Below are 17153 nucleotides of genomic sequence, written 5' to 3' on the forward strand. Positions count from 1 at the left end.
ATAAGAATTTTAAAATTAATTTTAGATAAGATTAACCTACCAACTTTTAAGTATGGTATAATAAATTAAACTAAATTTATTTGATATGAGAAATATTGCTCTGTAAAAATAAATTTACACAAGATTCGGGACTTAACCTAATAGCAGGATAGTTTAAATTCTCATCTTGATAAAAATATGTTTTTTTCATGTATTTTTTGTACTAAACATATTGTTATTATTCTGAAGTAAACGCATATATTTGAAAGTAAATTCGAAAATTGGTTTTATTATGGAATTTGCTAGGATTTCTTTAGTTGTCTCATGTCACTTGCTTGCTATTTCAAAATATCTGTTGGATATTCTATATTGATTTTACTTAGTAATTCTAAAAAAATCCATTCTAATTATGACAAATTTAGATGGAATTTACTTTATATAAAACTTAAAAATAATGATATCATTAACACTTTAATAATGTCTAACTAAATTTTAAATATAAAAACCTTAGTTCATGTAAAACTAAGGTTAGAATAAATAATTAGTTATCTTTTAATGTTAAAGCAGTTAATAACTTACCATGAGCAGTAAGGTCTTGAGTTTTGTAGTATCTTAAAAAACGCTTTCTTGTTGCTACCATTTTCAATAAACTTCTTTTAGCAGTAATATCTTTTTTTTGTACTTTTAGATGGTCTGTTAATTCTAAAATTCTTTTTGTTAAATTAATAACTTGCACTGCAGAAGAACCAGTATCTTTAGCATTTAAACGAAAATCTTTAATCAGTTGTTCGTATTTAATTTGATCCATATTTTTTCACTCTCCTATAAAATAATTCGGCTTAAGCAAAGCTAATATCGGAGAGAATATTAACAATGTTAAGTCAATACGATTATAATAATACCTTAATTTTTCAGGTAAAACAAGTTGTATTGAAAAAATAATTATTATTTTTCTGCAACAACAGGTTCGACAATTTTATCTTTTTTACGGTCAAAAAGTTTTACTTTTCGTTCCGTACCATTAAAAATTCGTTTAACATTAGTTCAATGTTTTGTTACAACTAGTAATCAAGTCAACACGATAATAATGTTAACAAAATAATATTGAGTATCATGTTGTCATAACCATGCATGAAGTGGCATATGAGGAATTCAAGATAAAATGAATGCCGGAACAATCATTAAAATCGAAGATAGTGAAGACATACGACTTAAATATAAAATAAATCATCAAATAGCAATCATTAAAACACAATAAATAGGATTAATCATTAATAGAACACCAAGTGAAGCAGCAGCTCCCTTACCTCCACGAAATCCGTAAAAGATTGGTCAGCAATGACCAATTACAGCAGCAAGACCAGTTGCATATAAGTATCCCTCATTAAACATATTATGAAAGTTAGGGTCAGTAATATTAATTAACGTTAAAACATAAGCAAACATAATGCCAATAGCAGGTTTAAAACCATCAATGATTAAGATAACAGCTCCCCATTTGGCACCCATAACTCTAGTTGAATTAGTAGCACCGGCATTTTTAGAAAAATGATTACGAACATCAGTTTTAAATTTAATTTTACTAATAATAATAGCAGGTGAAATCGAACCAATTAAATATCCAATAATGATAAAAATAAAAGTTCCTAATAAATTAATATGGGGCATATGGTATCTAACCTCAAGTTTCTGTTAGAATTTTATTTTTTAAATTAATAAGTAATGTTTCTTCAATATTAGTTTGTTGACGTTGTAATTTTCACAAAGTAATCAATTCTTTTTTATTTTTAATTGTTAATTGATTTCATTGATTAAATAATGATTGTTTAAAAAGCATCTTTAACAAATATTTAGGTAGCTTAAGGGCTTCAGGTTCATTATCATAATGTAAATTAATATCAACATCATCTCCAACTACTTTTTGAATTTGGGTTTTTATGTTATTGGATATAATGATAATTGGTATGATGTCGTTACTATTAATAATACTACCCATTTTTGTACTATTATCAAAAGTTATTTGTACAGGAATTAATCTCTTTTTTCCAAATTCATTTTGTAAGTTGGTAAATGGTAGTTCAATATAAGAATAAAGATGACCATTTTTATTGTAGGTATTCATAATTGTGGCATTAAATTTATAAAACTTTTGTTGAATCATTGTTAAGTCTCCTTTTGCAAAAACCTTATTTTGCTTATTTCTTAATATAATATAAATTATAAACTATTAGTATTAATAATACGATATTTACCACTGTTCCAAAGGTATTAGCAGCTAGTAATGGATAATTTTAGTAATACTACCATAAATAATAAATAAAATTAAACCTACTTGATAAATGCTATAAGAAATAAGTGATAAGCCTTTAGTATTTTTATCTTTTATTAATTTAATGGTTTGGGGTAAAAAGGCAATTGAAATCAATAATGCGCCAACATACCCGACAACTTCAATAACAATATTAGGCATTAGTTACCTCCTTAATTTGTGGTTTTTGTTTTCTAAAAATATTGCTAATAATAATAAAGTTTAAAAAAGCAGTAATACTTTGGCAAGTAATCATCGGAATATCATTGCGTAGAATACCAAAGATTAGGAATGTAAGACCACCTAGTTGATAGACACTATATGAAAAAATTGAAAGTCCAGAAGTTTTCCTGGTTTTAATCAATTTAATGGTTTGAGGTAAAAACGCTAGCGGAATACAAATAGCTGCTAAGTAACCCAATACTTGTGTAAAAATTTCCATATTTTTTTATTGCCTCCTTTAATTTAAATATTCATAAATATTATAATAAAAAAATGAATAAATATTTTATTTTTTTAATTAAATTGAAATTTCTAATATTTTATCAAAAATCTATTGTAGTGGGCTTTGTTACCTGAGGAGTAAAATTTAATGGATAGTTAAAAATTAAAAAGCCTAAAACTCAATAAAATCAAATTTTAGGTCACGCTGACATATTTTTTATTTTCGTTTCTTTTTTTGGTTCAATAATTATTTATTGCTAACTTTTCTGTAATTTACCAGCACATGGTTTACAAAAAGTTTTGCCATTAGTAGCATAATGAATTTCCAGTGGATCAAACATTTTTTCACAATTAGCACATCGGATTTTATCTTCAGTGTATGCTTCAATTTCAGAATTTGTTTTTTTCTTACCGAATCATCCCATGATTGAAGTCCCCCTTTAAAATATTAAATAAGTGTGTTAAATAACACACTTATTTAATATTTTATTATTTGTTTGCTTCTTGATTAGCAGCACAGTCTTTACATAAACATTTACCATCGGCTGATTTAACACATTCAGATGCGTTATTCATTTTTCCACAGCCTTCACATTTGACTTGGTCCATATTCATACTTTTATCTTTTTTCTTACCGAATCATCCCATATTGATTACTTCCCTTCTTTTTTATTATGTTTATTTCATTATATCAAATTTTATTATAGTGATTATGATAAAACATTTTGGGGGTTGAATAATTATTTTCAAGGTCACTCTACTTTTGTAACATTCGTTAATGAAATCCTATGGTTGGTGTTTATTCATCTAATAATAAGATAAAATCAAAAATGTTAAAGGTGTTTATGACCTTTGAAAAAATGATTTCAGAGAGGATACTAGATGTTTGAATGTATTTTAACTATCTTACGCTTTTAAAATTGTTATATATTCAGGAGACATGGGCATGTTTTCTGACTTTTTTCGTTTTTCGTTTTAATATTAACCAGTAACAGAAATTATTTGGTTCTCTATTATTTATTCGCGATTATCTTATGGTAATGACAAATATTGACACAAATTAAAAAATTTTCAAAATTACTGTTGTTTTTAAAAATTATATATCATATAATATACAGGCTAGAATAAGCCAAAGACAGCAACGGGCATTTGCCTTAATTATGTTGCCCAGGTAATTTCCATCATGATAATATATATGCATGTGATTTTACTCGGAGGGTATCCGGGTTTTATTTATTACTTATTACTAGTTATATTTAAATAAATAAGGAGGTGTACTTATGCGCCCAGCAATGGTTGAAAAACAAAAAACTATTGATTTAATTACTAAACAAATTAGTGATGCTAAAACAACAATCGTTGTTCAATATCAAGGAATGAATGTTGAAGAAATTAGCACACTACGTAAAGAACTAAAATCAAAAGGTGCAACATTCAGTATTTACAAAAATAACTTATTTGCCCGTGCTTTAAACAAAGATAATGCTAGTCTTGAGGCAAGTTTAGTTGGACCTAACGCTTTTATTTTTGGATTTGAAGATGACTTAGCAACTGCTAAAATTGTTTCTAATTATGCTAAAATCAACAAATTACTAGTTTTAAGAGGTGGAATTTTTGAAGGTAAAGTTATTAATAAAAAAGAATTAATAGCAATTGCTTCACTACCATCAAAACTAGAATTAATTTCAATGTTAGCTTCTTGTTTACAAGGTCCTGTTCGTAACTTAGCTTTATCAATTAAATTAAAGCAGTAGCAGAACAAAAAGAAAACGCATAATTAACACTTATTAAAACTATCAACAAATTTACACGGAGGAAATTAAAAATGGAAAACATTACAACAAAACAGTTCATTGAAAGCATTGAAAAAATGACTGCATTAGAATTAAAAGACTTAGTGTCAGCAATCGAAAAAGCTTTCGGAGTTACAGCAGCAGTTGCTACAGCAGCAGCTCCTGTTCAAGAAGTAGAAGCAAAACCAACAACAGTATCTCTAATATTAAATGCAGTTGGAGATAACAAAGTTGCTGTTATTAAAGCAGTTAAAACAATTTTAGGAGCTGATACATCATTAATCGCTGCTAAAAAAATTGTTGATGCTGTTGCTACTGGTCCACAAAAATTATTAGAAAATATTGATGCTACTAAAGCAGCTGAGTTCGAAGCAGTTCTAAAAAAAGATGGAGCTATAGCTGAAGTTAAGTAATTAATATAAATAATTTTACATGAAAACCAGTTTTACTTAATACTGGTTTTCTGTTTGTTATTTAAATAAAATTAATAACCAAAAAAACTTAATATTTTATCAATCAGATTAGCAACTATTATTGTTACTAATCCATTTCAAATCAAATCATTTGATGCTATTAAAATTAAAAAAATTGGAGATGAACCAATGTCATATACTACAAAACAATTTGGTCATTACGCTAAAAGACGTGACTATACTAAAGTTTCTGGAAACTTAGACCTTCCAGATTTAATTTCTATTCAACGTGATACCTATAAATGATTTATTGAAACAGGAATCCAAGAAGTATTTCACGAAGTATTTCCGATTACTGACAACGATAATCGTATTATTTTATCATTAGTTGATTGAGAATTTCGTAAACCAAGACGAACATTAAAAGAAGCAAAAGATGAGTCAAAAACTTATGAATCACCTATTTATGCCAGATTATCTTTATCTATTCATGAAAATAGTCGTCATTTAACTATTGCTGCCAAAGACGTTCTTTTAGATTACTTAACACGTTGAATTAAAGAACAATTTGGAATTAAAAATATTAATCAACCAAAAGTTAGTGACAATATGTACTATTTTGAAGAAAAAACTAATCACGCTAATAGTGAGTTTTCAACGATTGAAGTTACTGTTAAAACTCGTGAAGATGATGTCTTAACAATTGATTATACATTAACTCGTGAAGGTGATGTTTTCTTAGGAGATTTTCCATTAATGACACAAAAAGGAACCTTTATTATTAATGGTAGCGAGAAAGTTGTCGTTTCACAATTAGTTCGTTCACCTGGTGCTTATTATAAAATTGAGATTGACCCAAAAACTGGTTTATCTAAATTTTGTGGTGATTTAATTCCTTCAAGAGGAACCTGATTAGAATTTGAAACTGATGCTAAACGTAATAAATTAGTTCGTAATAAAAATGCGATCAAAGATATCATTAATGTTAAAATTGAAAAGTCACGTAAAATTACCGTAACGACTTTACTTACTGCTTTAGGTTTAAGTAAAGATGATGTAGTAAATATTATTGGTAAAGATGATGTATTATTGAATACTTATGAATATGATGAACACCAAAATTGACCATTAGCCGTCCAAGAAATTTATAAAAAAATTAAAGCTGGAGAAACTGCTTCTGTTGATGGTGCTGCTAAATTTTTGACTGGTTTACTTTTCGACCCTAAAAAATATGATTTAACAAAAGCCGGACGTTATAAATTAGTGCAAAAACTATCGATTACTGACCGTGTTTTAAATTATACATTAGCCCAAGATATTAAAGATCTTGATGGTAATGTGGTTTTAAAGAAAAAACAAGTAATTGGAAAACCACAATTAGAAATTTTAAAAAATGTATTAGCACAAGGTGCGTGTTTAGTTCCTTTAAAAACATCAATGAATGATGCTGACCCAAAACATTATGTGCAATTAATTACAGTATATAGTGATAAAGAAAAACTAGTTGAAACTATTAACATAGTAGGGATTAATCCTAATTGTAAAGAAGAAATCATTACTCTTGCTGACATTTTAGCTACTTTATCTTATATCCTAAATTTTGTGCATGGTATTGGTAACGCTGATGATATTGACCACTTAGGTAACCGTCGTATTCGTACCATCGGTGAACTATTGCAAAATCAATTTCGGATTGGTATGGGTCGGATTGAAAAAAATGTTAAAGAAAAAATGTCAACTACTGATAGTGATAAAATGAAACCTTCTAACATTACTAATAACAAACCATTAACGGCTGTTATTGGAGAATTTTTTAATCTATCGCAATTGTCACAGTTCATGGACCAAACTAATCCATTAGCCGAACTTGCTAATAAACGTCGTTTAACTGCCCTTGGCCCTGGTGGACTTTCTCGTGACCGTGCCAGTCTAGAAGTACGTGACGTTCACTACTCTCACTATGGAAGAATCTGTCCTATTGAAACTCCAGAAGGACCTAACATTGGATTGATTAACAATTTAGCAACTTATGCCCGTGTTAATGAATATGGTTTCATTGAAACACCATACCGTCAAGTAGTTAAAGGTCAAATTACAGACCAAGTTAAATACTTAACTGCTGGTGAAGAAAAAAACTATATCATTGCTCAAGCTAATATTGAATTAACTCCTGATAATATTATTAAAAATAATAATGTGATTGCTCGTAGTAACGGTCAAAATATTATTGTTGGTCCCAAAGAAGTTGAATACATTGACGTGTCACCAAAACAAATTGTTTCTATTGCCACAAGTTGTATTCCGTTCTTAGAAAACGATGATGCTAACCGTGCCTTAATGGGTGCCAACATGCAACGTCAAGCGATTCCATTACTAAAACCACAAACACCAATTGTTGGTACTGGTGTTGAATATGCAGTTGCTCGTGACTCAGGTTTAGCTGTCGTTGCTAACTTACCAGGAATTGTACAATATGTTGATTCTAATGAAATTATCGTTAAATCAAAAGATGAAGTTACAACTTATGAACTAAGCCGTTTTGAACGTAGTAACCAAGGGACTTCAGTAACCCATATTCCCCTTGTTAAAGCAGGTGATGTTGTTGAAGCAAATCAAATCCTAGCTGATGGTCCATCAATGAAAGATGGTGAACTTGCTTTAGGACAAAACGTTATTATTGCTTTCATGACTTGACATGGTTATAACTATGAAGATGCCATTATCATTAGTGAACGTTTAGTTAAAGATGATGTTTATACATCATTGCACATTGAAGAATATAATCTAGAATGTCGTAAAACAAAACAAGGTAAAGAAGAAATCACTCGTGAAATCCCTAATACTTCCGAACAATCTCGTCGATATTTAGATGATGAAGGAATTGTACTAATTGAAACTGAAGTTAAAGAAGGCGATATCCTAGTTGGTAAAGTCACACCAAAAGGACAAACGCAATCAACAGCTGAAGAAAAATTACTTGCTGCTATTTTCGGAGAAAAATCACGTAACGTTAAAGACAACTCACTACGTGTTCCCAACGGTGGCGCTGGTATTGTGCAAGGCATTAAACGTTATAAGCGTGAAGATGGCTTTGATTTACCATCTGAAGTTGAAGAAGTCGTTAAAGTCTTTATCGTGCAAAAACGTAAAATTCGTGAAGGAGATAAAATGGCGGGACGTCACGGAAACAAAGGGGTTATTTCCAAAGTATTACCAGAAGAAGACATGCCATTCTTAGAAGATGGAACACCAGTTGACATTATGTTAAACCCACTAGGAGTACCATCACGGATGAATATTGGCCAAATCCTGGAATTACATTTAGGAATGGCCGCTAAAACTTTAGGCATTAAAGTTGCAACTCCTGTTTTCGATGGTGCTAAAAATCAAGATTTACTAGACATCATGAAAGAAGCTAAATACAATGACTTTGATAAATTAACATTGTATGATGGCTTAACTGGTGAAAAGTTTGCTAAAAAAATCTCAGTTGGTGTTATGTACATGCTAAAACTATCACACATGGTTGATGATAAATTACATGCGCGTAACGTTGGTCCATACTCATTAATTACTCAGCAACCATTAGGTGGAAAAGCCCAAAATGGGGGACAAAGATTTGGAGAAATGGAAGTTTGAGCCTTAGAAGCCTATGGTGCTGCCCATACATTACAAGAAATCTTAACTATTAAATCCGATGATATCAAAGGCAGAATTAAAACTTACGAAGCAATCCTACGTAATAAACAAATTCCAACGCCTGGTATCCCTGAATCATTCAACGTTTTAACAAAAGAACTACAAGGTTTAGGAATTAATATTATGTTAATTGATGAAAAAGGTCAAGAACAAAAAGTAGTAACTTATGACGAAGAAGTTGAAAGTTATCTTGAAGATTAGAAATGGAGCAATAAATTATGCAAAAAAATTCAAAACATTATACTGCTATTAAAATTTCGCTTGCTTCTGCTGATCAAATCCGTTCTTGATCACATGGAGAAATTACGAAACCAGAAACTATTAATTACAAATCATTAAAACCAGAAAAAGATGGATTATTTGATGCCAGAATCTTTGGTCCAACTAAAAACTATGAATGTACTTGTGGTAAGTACAAGAAAATCAAAAACAAAGGTAAAGTTTGTGAACGCTGTTTAGTGGAAATTACGGAAGCCATTGTGCGAAGAGAACGTTTAGGTCACATTGAACTTGAAGAACCAGTAACGCACATTTGAATGTTAAAAGCATCACCATCACGAATTGCATTAGCATTAGATATGAAAGCCAAAGACTTAGAAGAAGTTGCTTATTTTGTTTCTTATATTGTTTTAGAACCTGGAACTGCCAAAGGATTAAAACAAAAAATGATTATGGATTTAGGAAATGCTAAATCATCAGCTGATACTCGTAACCGTTTACGTAAAGTATTTACCCAAATTTTAGACCAATTAGAACCTAATTCTTTTGCCCATACTCGTGCGCAAATGTTAACTGATACATTATCAGACACATCTCGTCCGTTCTCAATGGATGAATGTGCGCAATTTATTACTAAACATACGGGAACTAAATTTGGGATTGGTGCTGCTGCGATTGAATTTTTATTGAAAAATATTAATTTAGAAAAAGAATTCATTGCGATTAAAAAACAATTACTAAATAAAAAGTCACAAACTGACCGTAGAAAATTAATGCGTCGTTTAGATGTGATTGACTCATTTGCCAAATCTGGCAACAAACCAGAATGAATGGTAATGCATGCAATTCCTGTTATTCCCCCTGACATCCGCCCCATTATCCAATTAGATGGGGGACGATTTACAACATCTGAAATCAATGACTTGTACCGTAGAATCATTATCCGTAATGAACGTCTAAAAAAAGTAAAACAAATGGGTGCTCCGATTTTAATTATTAATAATGAAAAAAGAATGCTCCAAGAAGCCGTTGATGCTTTATTCGACAATGAACGTAAAGCCCGTCCCGTAACTGGTAGAGACAAGCGCCCATTAAAATCTTTAACTTCAACGTTAAAAGGAAAACAAGGACGTTTCCGTCAAAACTTATTAGGAAAACGAGTTGACTATTCAGGAAGAAGTGTTATTGCCGTTGGTCCAGAATTAAAAATGTACCAATGTGGAATTCCTCGTGATATGGCTATCATTTTATTCAAACCATTCGTAATTCAAAGATTAGTTCATCATGAGTTAGCTTTAAATATTAAAATTGCTGAAAAATTAATTGAAGTACAAGATGAACGAATTTGAGATATTTTAGAAGAAGTAATTAAAGATCGCCCTGTCTTGTTAAACCGTGCTCCAACCTTACACAGACTAGGAATTCAAGCTTTTGAAGTAGTACTAGTTAAAGGAAAAGCTATTCGTTTACACCCATTAGTTACTCCTGCTTTCAATGCCGATTTCGATGGTGACCAAATGGCTGTTCACGTGCCAATTACCCAAGAAGCAGTAGCTGAAGCTCGTAGTTTAATGTTAGGTTCAAAAAATATTTTAAGTCCTAAAGATGGAAAACCGATTGTGACACCAACCCAAGATATGGTCCTTGGTAACTACTATTTAACCATCGAAAAAATGGATGAATTAGGACAAGGAACAATCTTTAAAGATATTAATGAAGCAGTTAAAGCCTATGACACTAAAACAGTATCATTACATGCTATTATTGGGATTCGTGTCTCAAGTTTAGGTAAAAATAAATTTGCTGAGGTTGATCAAAACAAGTTTTTAATTACAACGATTGGTAAAATTATTTTTAACCAAATATTTTCAAGTCGTATGCCCTTTATTAACCGCCCTAACATTACTAATTTAACAGAAATTCATACTGAAGACCTTGTTATGCCCGATGCTGACTTCCGTGAATTTGTTAAAACAAGAAGTATTGTTGAACCATTCAAGAAAAAGAACTTAGCTGATGTTATTCATAAATACTTTAAAATATTTGGAACACAACCAACAGCTGAAATGTTAGATAAAATGAAAAACCTTGGGTTTAAATTCTCAACAATTTCGGGAACAACAATTTCTGCTGGTGACGTTGTATCTTACTCAGGTAAAACACGACTATTCTCAGAAGCTGACCAATATGTTAAAGATATTAATAAATTTTACAAAGATGGAATGTTAACTAATCGCGAACGCCACTACCACATTATTAATAAATGAGGAACTATTAAAAATATTATTCAAGATGAATTAGAAACAGTCTTAAAAAAAGATATTAACAATCCAATCTTTATGATGTGAGATTCAGGTGCTCGTACTAATATTAGTAACTTTACACAATTAGTAGGGATGCGTGGTTTAATGAACAATCCCAAAGGGGAAGTTATTGAACTACCGATTAAATCTTCATTTCGTGAAGGATTAAACGTGTCAGAATTCTTTATTTCAACCCATGGTGCCCGAAAAGGAATGGCCGATATGGCGTTGAAAACTTCTGACTCAGGATACTTAACACGAAGACTAGTTGATGTTTCGCAAGATATTATTGTTACTGAATTTGATTGTAAAACTGGTAATGGCTTCATCATTAGTGATATTGTTGACTTAAAACGTAATAATATTATCGTGCCATTACATGACCGTTTATTTGGACGTTATGTCCAAGGTGATGTTGTTGATGCTAATAATAATGTGATTGTCCCAAACAATGAATTAATCACGGAAAAACTAGTTGAAGCAATCTTACAAGCTAAAATTGAAAAATTAAATATTCGTTCCGTACTAACTTGTGAAGCTGGATATGGTGTTTGTCAAAAATGTTATGGTGTTAACTTAACTACTGGTGAAATTGTGGCGATTGGTGAAGCAGTTGGAATTATTGCTGCGCAATCAATTGGTGAACCAGGTACCCAACTAACCATGAGAACCTTCCATACTGGTGGAGTTGCTGGTGGTAGTGATATTACCCAAGGATTACCAAGAATTAAGGAACTATTAGACGTTACTAACCCCAAAGGTGCAGTTGCTATTATTAGTGAATTTGAAGGTAAAATTACTGAAATTCGTGAAGAACAAGGTATTTATACGATTGCTGTTAAATCAAAACTTGATTACAAAGAATATAAAACACAATATAATGCACAACTACGTATTGAATCAGGTGATACAGTTAAAATTGGCCAAAAATTAACTGAAGGTGCTATTAATATTATTCAACTATTAGAAGTTGCTGGTATTATTGAAGTACAACAATATATCTTAAAAGAAGTACAACGTGTTTATCGTTTACAAGGAATTGAAATTTCTGATAAGTATATTGAAATCATTGTTAAACAAATGTTAAACCGTATCTTCATCTTTGAAGGTGGTGATTCATCATTATTACCAGGAGAAATTGTTGATATTAAAGAGTTCAAACAAGTTAATGCTAAAATTATTTATGCTGGTAAAACACCTGCCTTTGGTCGTCCATTAATCTTAGGAATTAAGAAAGCACCATTAGAATCTGATTCATTCTTAGCAGCAGCTTCATTCCAAGATACAACTAGAGTATTAACTAATGCGGTTATTAAATCTAAAACTGATAATTTAAGAGGCCTAAAAGAAAATGTTATTTTAGGAAACTTAATTCCTGCTGGAACTGGCTTAATGACAACAGAACAGTTACTAGAAAATGGTAGAGATGCTAGAGAAGAAGAATATTAATTATTTAATAATTACAAACAATTTATATAAAAAATGACCAAATTTGGTCATTTTTTTAATTGATGAAACTTTCTTGCTTAAATTAAGATTACAACCATGGGTATTGGTTGTCAGAATAAGCATATTTATCATTATATATATATATATATATAATGATAAATATGAAATGTGTCGCTAATAAGTGGTACTTTCTAGTTTAAGATACAAGGGAGGTAGCAATTTATGAGAAAGTTATTATCGTTACTAACAGTATTAATTCTGACAACACCAGTTCCATTGAGTGTTATAGCTTGTGGAGGTACTAAAACACCACCTGTAGCAGATGATACTGATTATTTAGTACTAGTACAAACTGCGAAAGATAAAATTCAAACTGAATTTGCTAATTTAATTAATGATGGGTTAAATTTGCGAAGAGAAGGTAATGTCACAAATGGTGCTGCTATTATGAAATATTTAAAAAAAATTGGTCAAGAAAAAAGTTATTGATGGATTTTTAGAAGTTTTAAAATCACAAATTCTTACTATTAGTAATAATTTAGTCGTTAACTATCCAGAATTAAAACCATTATTCAATGGTATCAATCCTAATGATATTTTAAAAATAAATACTAATGATTTAGATGACTTACTAATTAATAAAGTATTTGATTGAGTGAATAATGATTTTGGTTTAAAATCTTTTAAACCAAATGATTATAATATTACTAATTGATATCATCTTATTGCTAATTTGACACTAGATTTTACGTGTTTAGGTGAAAATGCCAAAATACATACAACTCCTATTAAACAAACATATGATATGTATTTTGCTAATGATGGCGCTGATTTAAATCAAGTAGTTACTGTTGTTAGCAATAATGTTAAGGAAAAACTAAATAGTATTAATTGTATTAAACTTGAGTATGATAAATGAGATGATAGTTTTGTTAACCAACAAAATAATATAGTTTTACCAGATATTAAGAAAAAATTAATGGAAAATCAAGATTTAAAAAATATTAAGAGTTTGGAAATTGATACACAGTCAATTGCTAATCCTTATAATAATGATTATAATTTTATGAATGTAGACGGAAATAATAAAAATAACAATAATGATAATTTCCCTTTATCTTTACCTGAATCACAGAGGTTTATTAGTAATTCAGCAAATTTTAATAAAGGTTGAAATTCAATTATTGCTGTTCGAGAAAGTAATTTTGCTAGTAGATTGAGCGTTTGAGAAACTAAGAACAATGTACAAATTGCTAATCAAGATAATGTTTTTGTGTTTGGTGAGTATCAAACAAGGAATTGAAAAATTGGTGGCTTGGAAATTAAAGCAATGCCAATTCAATATTACATAACTAGTACTGGTAAATCTAGAGCAAAGAATACTAGTGAAAGTCTAAAAATTTTAGAAAACTTATTTGTTGGTCAAGGTGCTTTATTTCAATATAACAAAAATTATAATAATATTGGATGAAGTTCTTATGGTTTCAATATTATTCTTAATTCTGTTGTTTATGATGATTTTATAAATAGAGATGTGATTGTTCAAAAAATATATGATTATGTTACTAAGCAAACAAATGATTTTGGAACAAAGAACGGTTTTATTAACCCTAATGATACAGTTAAGTGAACAACGGATGGAAGCACTACTTGACTAACTAATGTAATAAGCAATGTAATTAATAGAAAAAATCTTAGTTCACATAATAACTGAAGGTTAGTTATTAATGGTAATGCATTTTCAATGTGTGTAAATTGATATGGCTATACCAATTTTACTATTAGTAAATCTGACACTAATTCCCATATAAATTGCTATTAATAAAATACTATTTTGAATATAAGGTAGATTTTTAATGTCAAATTTTCCATTGCTCAAAGTAAAATCAAAATCAGGATAACTAAATAAAGTATTTTGTTGCGTATCAAAATCAATATTAGAGTTTGTTAATGGTGAGAATCAAAAATCACCATAAAAACCCATGAAATAAGTTCAAATTTGATTTCAATGCTCAATAAAATTTACTTTATTAATAAGATTATAAGTATTAACAATACTTTGTAGCTTTAAATAATTTTCAGTAATACTAACATTGTTATTGCTAATTATTTTTAGATTATTAACTTGACCATAAATATAATCTTCAGTAGCACGTATAATAAAATAAACTGGATTATTAAATATGTTATTATAAGATTCACGTAACGTTGAATCAAAACGATAATCAATACTGTTTAAAAAAGCATTGGTGATTTCATCGCCTAGAATTGGTTGATCAACACCAGTGGCAGTAGTAATTTTGCAATTAGGTAAATCATATTTTATTAATTTGGGCATTTTGAATTTAACTTGAGTTATAAAATTATTAAGTTTATAACGACTATCATAGTCATTGATGAGATTAAATAAATCTTTCTTAAAATTAGTATTCAGATTAGTTTTTAAATCATTTAAGCTAATAAAGGGATTAGTAAAGGCAACTTGTACAGTAACTTGCCCAGTAACAGTTTTACCTTTTCAAGATTGAATATTACCTGTTGCTGTTTTATTTTCAGTTCTGGTTTTTATTAATTCTTCTTTAGTAAAAAAATCAATTCGTTTTGCTTGCACAGCAGTACTATCAAAAGTTTGTAGTTCACTCTCAGTTAAACTATGATAAAATTCAGCAAGTGCTTTGCTTAAATCAGGATATTTAATTAATCCTTCCTTAACATATTTATCGAACAAAATACTGTCTTTAATTTCTTTGACTTGCAATTGATTGCCAGCAATGTTGAGAGTAATATTTTCTGCTTCATTTTTATAAGCAGTATAAGGTAAACCTCCTAATAAAAACAAACTACAAAAGATGATAAAAATTAAAAAAACCGTTTGACTTGCAGCAAAAGATAAAATAGTTACTGTGCCTGTTGTTACTAAAATGGTAAATAAAGATAGAAAAGCAAAGAATTTTAAAACAATAATAATATAATAGACTAAGAATGGCTCTTTGATAATACCACCCATAATACCACCAACAATTAATAATACTAGAATATTTAAAGTTATAAATACAAATGATACAGAAAATAATGCTAAATATTGAGTTAAAATAATGGTTCTTCGTGAATAAGGTTTGGTTAATAATAATAAGAAAGAACTATCTTCAACTTGCGTTCCAAATAATTTAATTGCGTTCATTAAAACAAAAATAAATAAAAGAATGCCATATAAAATCATAATATAATATTGAATATTAACCAAAAATTTATCAATTGCTAAGTTTAAACTAAATAAAACAACAATAACTAAAAAAGATAATACTATTGAAATAATAAATAAAAGATTAGTAATAAAAGAATGAGTAATTTTAACCATAATGAAATAAAAAAGATTTTTTCAATTAACTTTTAGAGATTTTTCTAACATAAACTATTATCTCCTAACCTTAAAGTGTGTATATTTATAAATACGTCGTTTGTAAATTACTACACCATATATTGTGTTTCTTTTTCTTTTTTCAAAGTCAACAATAATATATTTGCTTTTATCTCTTGTTTTAAATAATTTTAAATCTAGTTTTTCTCATCTTTTTTTAATATATTCTAAAGTTAACTGATTAATTTTTTGGTATTGTTCTCGATAATTTCAAGACATTATATGTCTCCGTTCTATTTAATGTTTGATAAATTAATATTTTAATTTATAGTAAAGGTTAGGTGGTCAAATATGCAACTTATTAGTAGTTATACACAATTAAATCAAAAATATGACCTTAATTTTAGTGATAATAATTATGGTTTTAGTTGGGATGTTTTTAAAGAGTTTGTTGGTGAACAATGAGCAGAATTTTTCACTACTAATTGTTTTTATCGTTTTGTACCAACAGCACGTTTAACAAGAAAAACATGAAATTATTATGGCAGAAGAAAAAGAAACTTTAAGTGAAAAACAATTAACCCAACGTTATGAACGTTTAAAATTATCAATGTTTCGTAGTAATCGTATTAAAGTATCTAATGAACCCATTATCGACTGAAGTTGAACATTTATTGATAGAAATATATTTAGTCCAACTTATGGTAAAAAAATAACTCGTTATTTTTATAAAAATCACTTTATTGCTTTTACTTGTAACCCCTATGATAAATACCACCCCTTTTATTTGCTCTACTGTACCCCCTATTTGCCGTTAAATGAGCAAGTTATAGATACCCTTAAAAAAATTGGTAAGGTCTATTATGAAGATACGGAAGCGTTTTCAGGTCTAGGATTATTTATTTTAAGATTTACTTTATTACCATTTTGAAAAAAATTAGAACCAGTAACACAAAAATTAATTTTAGAATTAAAAAAGAAAAATCCTGATGAATTTAATACTGTGTATTATGGATTTGAATATTTAGATAGTGATGCAACTGTTTTTCCATTTCTAAAAGCAATAAAATATTGACAACCATATAATTTACAAGAATTCTATAATAAAGAAAAAGATACTTATAAATTTGATTTTTATAGTGTTGGTGTGGATTGAGCAACAGGTAGTAAAGACCATAGCGTACTTAT

Annotated in this window: 17 protein-coding genes and 1 other annotated feature; of the genes, 8 read left to right on the plus strand and 9 right to left on the minus strand. The window is 29.1% G+C overall.

Translation table 4 applies throughout. The annotated features are described in order from the left end of the window. Positions 1 to 520 precede the first annotated feature (520 nt). The 7 genes from rpsO to RDJ14_RS00255 all read right to left on the minus strand — a co-directional run bounded on the left by rpsO (position 521) and on the right by RDJ14_RS00255 (position 3379). Positions 521 to 787, minus strand: a complete 267-nt coding sequence (rpsO, locus tag RDJ14_RS00225; protein ID WP_308149356.1) for a 30S ribosomal protein S15 — start codon at positions 785 to 787, stop codon at positions 521 to 523. A gap of 137 nt (positions 788 to 924) precedes the next feature. Beyond that, positions 925 to 1647 (minus strand): glycerol-3-phosphate 1-O-acyltransferase PlsY, encoded by a 723-nt coding sequence (plsY, locus tag RDJ14_RS00230; protein ID WP_308149357.1) that lies wholly within the window; start codon positions 1645 to 1647, stop codon positions 925 to 927. A 7-nt stretch (positions 1648 to 1654) separates the two neighbouring features. Further along, positions 1655 to 2140, minus strand: a complete 486-nt coding sequence (locus tag RDJ14_RS00235; RefSeq protein ID WP_308149358.1) for a DUF1905 domain-containing protein — start codon at positions 2138 to 2140, stop codon at positions 1655 to 1657. 114 nt (positions 2141 to 2254) lie between these two features. Beyond that, a complete protein-coding gene (locus RDJ14_RS00240; RefSeq protein ID WP_308149359.1) occupies positions 2255 to 2449 on the minus strand; it encodes a PQ-loop domain-containing transporter in 195 nt (64 codons plus the stop codon). Next, on the minus strand, positions 2442 to 2729 hold the full coding sequence (locus RDJ14_RS00245) for a SemiSWEET family transporter (RefSeq protein ID WP_308149360.1): 288 nt from the start codon (positions 2727 to 2729) through the stop codon (positions 2442 to 2444). The genes RDJ14_RS00240 and RDJ14_RS00245 overlap by 8 nt, the downstream gene beginning before the upstream one ends. Before the next feature lie 259 nt (positions 2730 to 2988). Next, positions 2989 to 3156, minus strand: coding sequence for a hypothetical protein (locus RDJ14_RS00250; RefSeq protein ID WP_308149361.1), 168 nt, complete (start codon positions 3154 to 3156; stop codon positions 2989 to 2991). Between the two features lie 64 nt (positions 3157 to 3220). Then, positions 3221 to 3379 carry a hypothetical protein gene (locus RDJ14_RS00255; protein WP_308149362.1) on the minus strand — a complete coding sequence of 53 codons (159 nt, stop codon included), beginning with the start codon at positions 3377 to 3379 and terminating at the stop codon, positions 3221 to 3223. A 463-nt stretch (positions 3380 to 3842) separates the two neighbouring features. Beyond that, positions 3843 to 3974, plus strand: a sequence feature (ribosomal protein L10 leader region). A 37-nt stretch (positions 3975 to 4011) separates the two neighbouring features. Between RDJ14_RS00255 and rplJ the strand changes: the two genes are divergently transcribed. The 6 genes from rplJ (at position 4012) to RDJ14_RS00285 (ending at position 14429) form a co-directional block, all read left to right on the plus strand. Continuing rightward, positions 4012 to 4485, plus strand: a complete 474-nt coding sequence (gene rplJ / locus RDJ14_RS00260; RefSeq protein WP_308149363.1) for a 50S ribosomal protein L10 — start codon at positions 4012 to 4014, stop codon at positions 4483 to 4485. Between the two features lie 71 nt (positions 4486 to 4556). Next, a complete protein-coding gene (locus RDJ14_RS00265) occupies positions 4557 to 4937 on the plus strand; it encodes a ribosomal protein L7/L12 (protein ID WP_308149364.1) in 381 nt (126 codons plus the stop codon). Positions 4938 to 5126: 189 nt separating this feature from the next. Continuing rightward, positions 5127 to 8837 carry a DNA-directed RNA polymerase subunit beta gene (locus RDJ14_RS00270; protein WP_308149365.1) on the plus strand — a complete coding sequence of 1237 codons (3711 nt, stop codon included), beginning with the start codon at positions 5127 to 5129 and terminating at the stop codon, positions 8835 to 8837. Between the two features lie 17 nt (positions 8838 to 8854). Further along, on the plus strand, positions 8855 to 12607 hold the full coding sequence (gene rpoC / locus RDJ14_RS00275; RefSeq protein ID WP_374047451.1) for a DNA-directed RNA polymerase subunit beta': 3753 nt from the start codon (positions 8855 to 8857) through the stop codon (positions 12605 to 12607). Between the two features lie 222 nt (positions 12608 to 12829). Further along, positions 12830 to 13138 carry a hypothetical protein gene (locus RDJ14_RS00280; RefSeq protein ID WP_308149366.1) on the plus strand — a complete coding sequence of 103 codons (309 nt, stop codon included), beginning with the start codon at positions 12830 to 12832 and terminating at the stop codon, positions 13136 to 13138. Continuing rightward, on the plus strand, positions 13074 to 14429 hold the full coding sequence (locus RDJ14_RS00285; protein WP_308149367.1) for a hypothetical protein: 1356 nt from the start codon (positions 13074 to 13076) through the stop codon (positions 14427 to 14429). The genes RDJ14_RS00280 and RDJ14_RS00285 overlap by 65 nt, the downstream gene beginning before the upstream one ends. Here the strand turns inward: RDJ14_RS00285 and RDJ14_RS00290 are convergent. Together RDJ14_RS00290 and RDJ14_RS00295 are read right to left on the minus strand one after the other, a co-directional pair. Then, a complete protein-coding gene (locus RDJ14_RS00290; protein WP_308149368.1) occupies positions 14325 to 16016 on the minus strand; it encodes a hypothetical protein in 1692 nt (563 codons plus the stop codon). The two genes, RDJ14_RS00285 and RDJ14_RS00290, sit on opposite strands and share 105 nt — an antisense overlap. 6 nt (positions 16017 to 16022) lie before the next feature. Then, complete coding sequence (locus RDJ14_RS00295) at positions 16023 to 16244, minus strand: hypothetical protein (RefSeq protein WP_308149369.1); 222 nt, start codon at positions 16242 to 16244, stop codon at positions 16023 to 16025. A gap of 72 nt (positions 16245 to 16316) precedes the next feature. On the opposite strand from RDJ14_RS00295, the gene RDJ14_RS00300 reads away from it, so the two are divergent. Then, positions 16317 to 16586 carry a hypothetical protein gene (locus RDJ14_RS00300; protein WP_308149370.1) on the plus strand — a complete coding sequence of 90 codons (270 nt, stop codon included), beginning with the start codon at positions 16317 to 16319 and terminating at the stop codon, positions 16584 to 16586. Beyond that, the coding region (locus RDJ14_RS00305; protein ID WP_308149371.1) for a hypothetical protein at positions 16507 to 17153 on the plus strand (647 nt) is incomplete at its 3' end. The genes RDJ14_RS00300 and RDJ14_RS00305, both read left to right, overlap by 80 nt.

This window comes from Spiroplasma sp. AdecLV25b, from assembly GCF_030913225.1.
GTDB lineage: Bacteria > Bacillota_I > Bacilli_A > Mycoplasmatales > VBWQ01 > Spiroplasma_E.